Below are 5,911 nucleotides of genomic sequence, written 5' to 3' on the forward strand. Positions count from 1 at the left end.
TGGGTGCGATGAAAGTCGCACGCCCAGATCTAACTGAGAGGGGCGGGGAATAATATCCCCCCTCGACTCAATCCGATCGCACTTTTGCCAATTCCACTTAAGCCGTAGACGGTAATCAAGCGGGTGTTTGCTTGCAAAATCCATTGTTTGAGGGTGGAGAGTTCTGAGGTGCGATCGTAAAAGTAAGGGAATTCGGGTGCGTCTGTTAAATCGATTATGGGCGATCGGGCTTGATTTTGGGGAGATTCAGGGGGAAAGGGCGATCGGGTTTTTCTATCTTCATTAGTTTGTACAAATTCATTACAAATATTAATATTGCCTTTTACACATTGAACAAAATTAGAAACTTGAGAAATACTATATTTTTTTTCTAACTTAGAACGAAAATTGAATTTATTAAGGTCTTCTCCTAATTCCTCGCGCAACTTTTCCCATAACTTCGCAGCTTCTTTTTTAACGTGAGATTCGCTACAATTAAATTCTTTAGCTATTTGAGGATATTTCTGTCTTTGCCAAACACCCGTTAATATTGCTTCCTGTAGGGGTGTAAGATGTTCTCCTGTTTTATCAAAAATCGAATTATTCGCCCATTGTACAACATCTTCAACATTCATGGGTCAGGGTTGAGTGAGGTTGAGTGTACTATATCCTACCAGATCCTATTGTGTCAACTGTATTGTACCAATTCTACTAAATTGGTTCAGGATGGTTAGAAAAATTGGGTACTAAATCCGACTGTTTGGAGTTGTCATATTTTATAGAAAGTATTGCAGAATAGAATCAGAGAATTCACTATGATAATCTTATCAATAGTATTTCTCACATCTATATATTGTGCGTAATCTCTGTAAATAGACGCTTTAACCATCATGGAAGTGATCACAAAGTTTTATCAACCTTGGCTTGAAAAATGGGGAAACCATCGCTTTCAAGCTATCCTCTTGATATGTTTCTTCCTCTGGACACCGCTCCTACTTGCGGAAACTTTGCAGGTGCAAAATTCCTGTTATCCGATGATTAAGTGGTCTAAAGACTTGCGACCCGAATGCCTAGATGATAAGAGCGGCGACGATAAGAGCAGCGGTAATAAGAGCGGCGGCGATAAGAGCAGTGGTAATAAGAGCGGCGGCGATAAGAGCGGCGGCGATAAGAGCATCGGCGATAATTTGCAGGAGTCATTGGGACAACTTATAGACTCTGCCAAACAACATCCCGATCTTAGTGGAGCAACTATTGGAATTGCTTTTGGAACTGGTGCAGCTATCGCTAATGCACCTTTAGTTGTTACCGTAGGAATTGGTATTGCTTTGTGGTTAGCTATCAGAACTGCACTTTCTAGTTAAGCTGTTACGCATTTAAATTGAAAATTCCGGACAGGCTAGAAGCCCGTCCCACAAGAGTTTTATGGATTTTTGACACACAGTTTAAATGTAAAACAGCTTAGAAAGATAAATCAAAGATTTATCTTTCTAACTTTTCTAACATATCTTTAAGGAAAAAAATACTAACAATGGAACCTCTTTCTAATGAATCTCAACAATCTTATGACTTAGCGAATAGTCCATTAAATACTGAGTCGCAAGTTATTCCTTCTGCCACTGGGCAACTTCAGCCCAATTCAAATACTCAAGAATCCCCATCTTTGTCACTAAGATTTTTAGGAGGGGAAATGTTAGCAGGTAGATGGGCTGTGCTGGGAATTGTAGTAGTGGCTATTGGGTGTACATTTTTTCTTTTAACCAAAGGAAGCGAATTTTGCTTTTTTAGCACTTGTAGCATGGGCGATACTGGGGCATCTAGTGCTATTAATTTTTGGGGATTTTTAGGAGGAACAGCAACTTTAATAATCCTCACCACCGTAATTGGGGTTCCGCTTGTTCCTGCTGTTGCTGCGGCATTGGGAATTTGGTTCTTGATGCTAAATTCACTCCATTAGTTTCTGAAAATAAAATTACTTACTTCCCAAATATGAATCTAGTTGAAGTTGATAATGTCTCCAAATCATTCCGCAAAGGTTTCGGTGCTAATCAAATCCTTGAGAATATCAATCTCACTGTAACGGACAATGATTTTATTGTTTTGCGCGGTGAAAATGGATCTGGAAAATCTACATTAATTAATTTAATCCTAGGAATATTAAGACCGAGTAGTGGACAGATTAAACTTATGGGACTTCCACCAGATAACTCTTTTTCTAAAATTGGCTTGGGCGTAGTTTTGCAAGGGTGCATCTCACTTTGGCGAATGTGTCAAAAAAGAGTTAAAATGAAAAAGCTAGTAAAATCGTTAAATAAATATGAGGTAAAGAAAATGACACCCTCAGACCAACAACAGCTAAAAGCCCACTTAAAAGCGGCAGCCGAAATTCTTTATAGAAATACAGATCCAATCGAGTTAAAAAGTTTTGAAAGTATAGAAAATTCGCTCCGTCAGAAAATGTTAGAAGAAGTGGGTCCAGAACTAGGTAGCTTTTTTTTTCAGCAGTATCAGGAATTAAAACAGGAAAACCCCGAAAAATAAAATCAATAGTCGGCTCCCTCGACATTACAGACAATCAGGCAAAATATTTTGGTTTGAAAGCTTACAGTCAATTTAGTCCACTGATGGAAAAATGTTGTCTTTTAATCAGTGCCAACGAATCTTATCAAATGGCAGAAAAAGATTTGGAAAAATTTACGGGTATCAAGATTTCTCACAGTACATTACAAAGATTAGTCAAGAGACAAGAATTTGAATTGCCTACATCTAAACAAGGAGTCAAAGAAATTACATTAGATGGCGGTAAAGTTAGACTACGCAACGAAACCAAGGGCGAGAGCTGTTACTGGAAAGACTATAAAGCCCTGTGTTTAGATAATGTTTATTCGGGAGCCTTTTTTCAAAATAATCAAGATTTAATTGATTGGACTAATAGCCAAAAATTACTACACCCTATGTATTGTCTAGGAGATGGTCATGCCGGGATTTGGAACATCTTTAAAGAAATTGGAGATAATGAACAAAGACAAGAAATCTTAGATTGGTATCATCTGAAAGAAAATCTCTACAAGGTAGGGGGTTCAATAAAACGATTAAAATTAGCAGAAACTATGTTGTGGCAAGGCAAACTTGATGAAGTTATAAATTTATTTAAATACTTTAAAGGTCAAGCATTTAAAACGTTTTGCAATTATTTAGAGACCCATCGCTGCCGAATAGTTAATTACCAATACTACAAAGAAGAATCCATAAGTTCGATTGGTTCGGGAACAGTTGAATCAACAATTAAACGCATTGGATTAAGGGTGAAAATATCGGGAGCGCAATGGAATATTGAGAACGTTTCGTCTATCCTTGCTCTTCGCTGTGCTTATCTCAACGGTCAACTTTCAATTTGATGTATTTGCCAAACTGAGATGCACCCTTTTGCAAGACACTCAAGTTCCTCGAAAAGTTAAAGTTAAAGAATTAGTTGATTTGCTGCGAAGCTATTACCCCAATCCTATTTCAAGTCAAGAGATTTTGAATAAAGTTAATCTCACACACAAGGAAGATGCTTGGGCAACTGATTTATCCGGGGGTCAAAAGCAGCGACTCTATTTTGCCATCGCTTTGGCAGGAAATCCTAAACTTCTCATCCTTGATGAGCCAACGAGGAACTTAGATGATAAAGGCTATGAAGAATTTTGGAACCAAATAAAACTCTGTCGCCAACAGGGAATCACCATTTTAATGGTGACAAACAATAAATCGGACTGGAATCAACTAGATACTTTAGCTACTCGGTACGTTAATCTTTACAATTTCTCTGAATCTTCGCAAAAAAGCCAATTAGTTGAAGAGTTTCAGATGGCTAATAAATCAGAAGAAAAGTTAGAGCCTACTTCGGTAACTGAAACATTGGTTAATAAATCAGAGCCTTTCAATCAAAACATTTTGGCAATTATTAAAAACCAAATTTCCTTTGAAATATCACAATTGCTGAGGACTCCTCTGTTTCTCGTTGCAACTCTTAGCTTAGTAGGTTTTGTCCCCCTATTAAAATTTCCAGGTATAACAGAAGATTCTGCAATACAACCTATAATTTATCTTTCTGGAATTATCTTGTTTACAATTGTTATTGATCGTCTCGGCAAACGAATTGCTGTTGAGCGATCTGAAAGATGGCTTAAATTATTGAGGACGACACCTTTACCTCCAGTCGCATACATAATAGCAAAGATAGCGACCGCCCTCATACTTTGTACCGTCAGTCTTTTACTAATTTTTGTTCTGGCAAGCTGGCAATTGAAAATACCAGGTGATCCTAGTTCCTGGTTAATTATCTTCCTCTGCCTAATTCTAGGTATTATCCCCTTCGCAATTCTTGGTCTGGCACTGGGATATTTAATCGACCCCAGAAGTGCTGATTCTATCCTCAGCTTATCGTTAATTGTTGTTCCTCTAACCTGCGGAGCATATCCACTTTCTGAGTCACAACTTGTACAAAATTTGATGGTACTATCGCCGTTTTACCATTATCGAGAGTTAGTATTTTGGGCAGCCAAATTAAATTATGATAATCAGATTTTTTTACACTTGCTATGGCTAATTTGGAGTTGGGGCGTATTTGGATTAATTGCTACTTGGTCATATCAGAGAGATCAAGCAGTTCAGTAATTTGTTTATCATCAACACAAGTTAAAAAGGTGGCATCAGGCGACCTCTTTAGTAATTATCAAGGACGGGTAAAGGGAGATTCATGGTAAGACTAAGTAGAATCCAGTCTTCCAATACCTCTTGTAATTCTTCTGACACACCCTACATCTTACAAATACCCCTACCTCCTCACTGGCTGAAATCCCTGCACAAAACTCACCCAGCGAGGTACTTTATCACCTGTAATATCTAGGATGGGAATGTTGAAACTTCTGACAGCGGGGCGACCGACTTCACCAGCCGAAAAAGTCACATTCGTAGGTTCCGACTTACCTAAACCATAGGCACTAGCTATTTGATTAGCAAGTCGGCAGGTTATTTCAAAACTTCCCATATTAATCCTGCCACCTCCAGCCGCGTAATTCCAAGTAAGACCGGGTGTTAAATTCTCTTGTTGACACATAAAGTGGGTGACTTCAAACATTTTGGCAATGTGAACGTCATACCGCCTTAAGCGTCCTCCATACGCCGATGCAGTGGTATCGCTTTCTGGTACTACAATCGATCCAAATCCTTCGTCAAAACCAAGCTCCATCGGGAGTGCTGTGGAACTTGTAAGCGGTTGACTCGCTTGGGGTTGTACGCGAGTCGGTGACATCTGTACTGGTTTGACAAATTGACTATTAGCGCGAACGAAACAACCTTGCGCTGCACCAGCAGCGTAGCTTTTTCGGCGTTGCTTAATCAGGGTATGATACGGGCCAAAGTACGAGAGGGGAGCCGAAAATGATTTCTTGGATTTTGATGGGGAATTGGAACATCTCCAAATTTTAGATAATGAATTAGTAATTTAATTGAATACCCTAGCATTTGTTCACACTTAGAATAACAAAGAGTTTTTCTTTTTAAGCGAGCTTGCGTAGTGTCTTAGTCTTGTATTTTCACCCTCAACTCTTGTCATATAGGTTTTGCGGTGGGATCTGATCTCCCTCCGGAATAAAATTTGGGTAAACTTTCCAGCCATCTGTCACATAAAAATAGCATTTCCATTTACTAACAAGATCCCATAGTGGTTCAAAAGTTTTTGCGCTATGGTCGCCTAAAGTCCATCCTAAAATACCTGGCTTAAAGTCGTCTACTGCTGTCCAGATCCAGGTCTTGTTTTTTTTTGAACCGACAAATGTTTGTAATTCATCCAATTCTCCCACTTGTGGATTTATAGCCTTTCTCAAAAAGATGAGGTACAATAACAGCAGTGCGTAAACCAGTTAAAAATATTTGATGATGTAACTTG

At 38.7% G+C, this 5,911-nt stretch carries 7 protein-coding genes and 2 pseudogenes; 5 read left to right on the top strand and 4 right to left on the bottom strand.

What is annotated here, in order from left to right:
* Nucleotides 1-29: 29 nt before the first annotated feature.
* On the bottom strand, nucleotides 30-614 hold the full coding sequence (locus QUB24_RS32755) for a hypothetical protein (RefSeq protein WP_333157730.1): 585 nt from the start codon (nucleotides 612-614) through the stop codon (nucleotides 30-32).
* Between the two features lie 255 nt (nucleotides 615-869).
* Between QUB24_RS32755 and QUB24_RS32760 the strand changes: the two genes are divergently transcribed.
* From QUB24_RS32760 to QUB24_RS32780, 5 genes and pseudogenes are all read left to right on the top strand, one after another.
* Entirely contained in the window at nucleotides 870-1,343 is a 474-nt protein-coding gene (locus QUB24_RS32760; RefSeq protein WP_333157732.1) for a hypothetical protein, read from the top strand.
* Nucleotides 1,344-1,510: 167 nt separating this feature from the next.
* Nucleotides 1,511-1,936 carry a hypothetical protein gene (locus QUB24_RS32765; protein ID WP_333157733.1) on the top strand — a complete coding sequence of 142 codons (426 nt, stop codon included), beginning with the start codon at nucleotides 1,511-1,513 and terminating at the stop codon, nucleotides 1,934-1,936.
* 32 nt (nucleotides 1,937-1,968) lie between these two features.
* A pseudogene (locus tag QUB24_RS32770) lies at nucleotides 1,969-2,265 on the top strand (ATP-binding cassette domain-containing protein); the annotation flags it as partial.
* A gap of 45 nt (nucleotides 2,266-2,310) precedes the next feature.
* A protein-coding gene (locus QUB24_RS32775; RefSeq protein WP_333157738.1) for an ISKra4 family transposase occupies nucleotides 2,311-3,377 on the top strand; the annotation gives its coding sequence in 2 pieces (ribosomal slippage) (nucleotides 2,311-2,479 and nucleotides 2,479-3,377; 1,068 coding nt in all).
* A 28-nt stretch (nucleotides 3,378-3,405) separates the two neighbouring features.
* Entirely contained in the window at nucleotides 3,406-4,638 is a 1,233-nt protein-coding gene (locus tag QUB24_RS32780) for an ABC transporter permease (protein WP_333157735.1), read from the top strand.
* Between the two features lie 48 nt (nucleotides 4,639-4,686).
* On the opposite strand, the gene QUB24_RS33720 is transcribed toward QUB24_RS32780, so the two are convergent.
* The 3 genes and pseudogenes from QUB24_RS33720 to QUB24_RS32790 form a co-directional block, all read right to left on the bottom strand.
* Nucleotides 4,687-4,776 carry a hypothetical protein gene (locus QUB24_RS33720; protein ID WP_333336158.1) on the bottom strand — a complete coding sequence of 30 codons (90 nt, stop codon included), beginning with the start codon at nucleotides 4,774-4,776 and terminating at the stop codon, nucleotides 4,687-4,689.
* A gap of 22 nt (nucleotides 4,777-4,798) precedes the next feature.
* Nucleotides 4,799-5,275, bottom strand: coding sequence for a hypothetical protein (locus QUB24_RS32785; protein ID WP_333157737.1), 477 nt, complete (start codon nucleotides 5,273-5,275; stop codon nucleotides 4,799-4,801).
* A gap of 86 nt (nucleotides 5,276-5,361) precedes the next feature.
* Nucleotides 5,362-5,831, bottom strand: a pseudogene (locus QUB24_RS32790) (IS1 family transposase); the annotation flags it as partial.
* Nucleotides 5,832-5,911: the final 80 nt, after the last annotated feature.

It is taken from the genome of Microcoleus sp. B9-D4 (assembly GCF_036705105.1).
In the GTDB taxonomy this organism is placed as follows: Bacteria; Cyanobacteriota; Cyanobacteriia; order Cyanobacteriales; family Microcoleaceae; genus Microcoleus.

What these genes read in the sequence shown, in the direction of transcription:
- QUB24_RS32785 (WP_333157737.1), bottom strand. Translation starts at nt 5,275, where the DNA reads ATGTCACCGACTCGCGTACAACCCCAAGCGAGTCAACCGCTTACAAGT.
- QUB24_RS32765 (WP_333157733.1), top strand. Translation starts at nt 1,511, where the DNA reads ATGGAACCTCTTTCTAATGAATCTCAACAATCTTATGACTTAGCGAAT.
- QUB24_RS32755 (WP_333157730.1), bottom strand. Translation starts at nt 614, where the DNA reads ATGAATGTTGAAGATGTTGTACAATGGGCGAATAATTCGATTTTTGAT.
- QUB24_RS32760 (WP_333157732.1), top strand. Translation starts at nt 870, where the DNA reads ATGGAAGTGATCACAAAGTTTTATCAACCTTGGCTTGAAAAATGGGGA.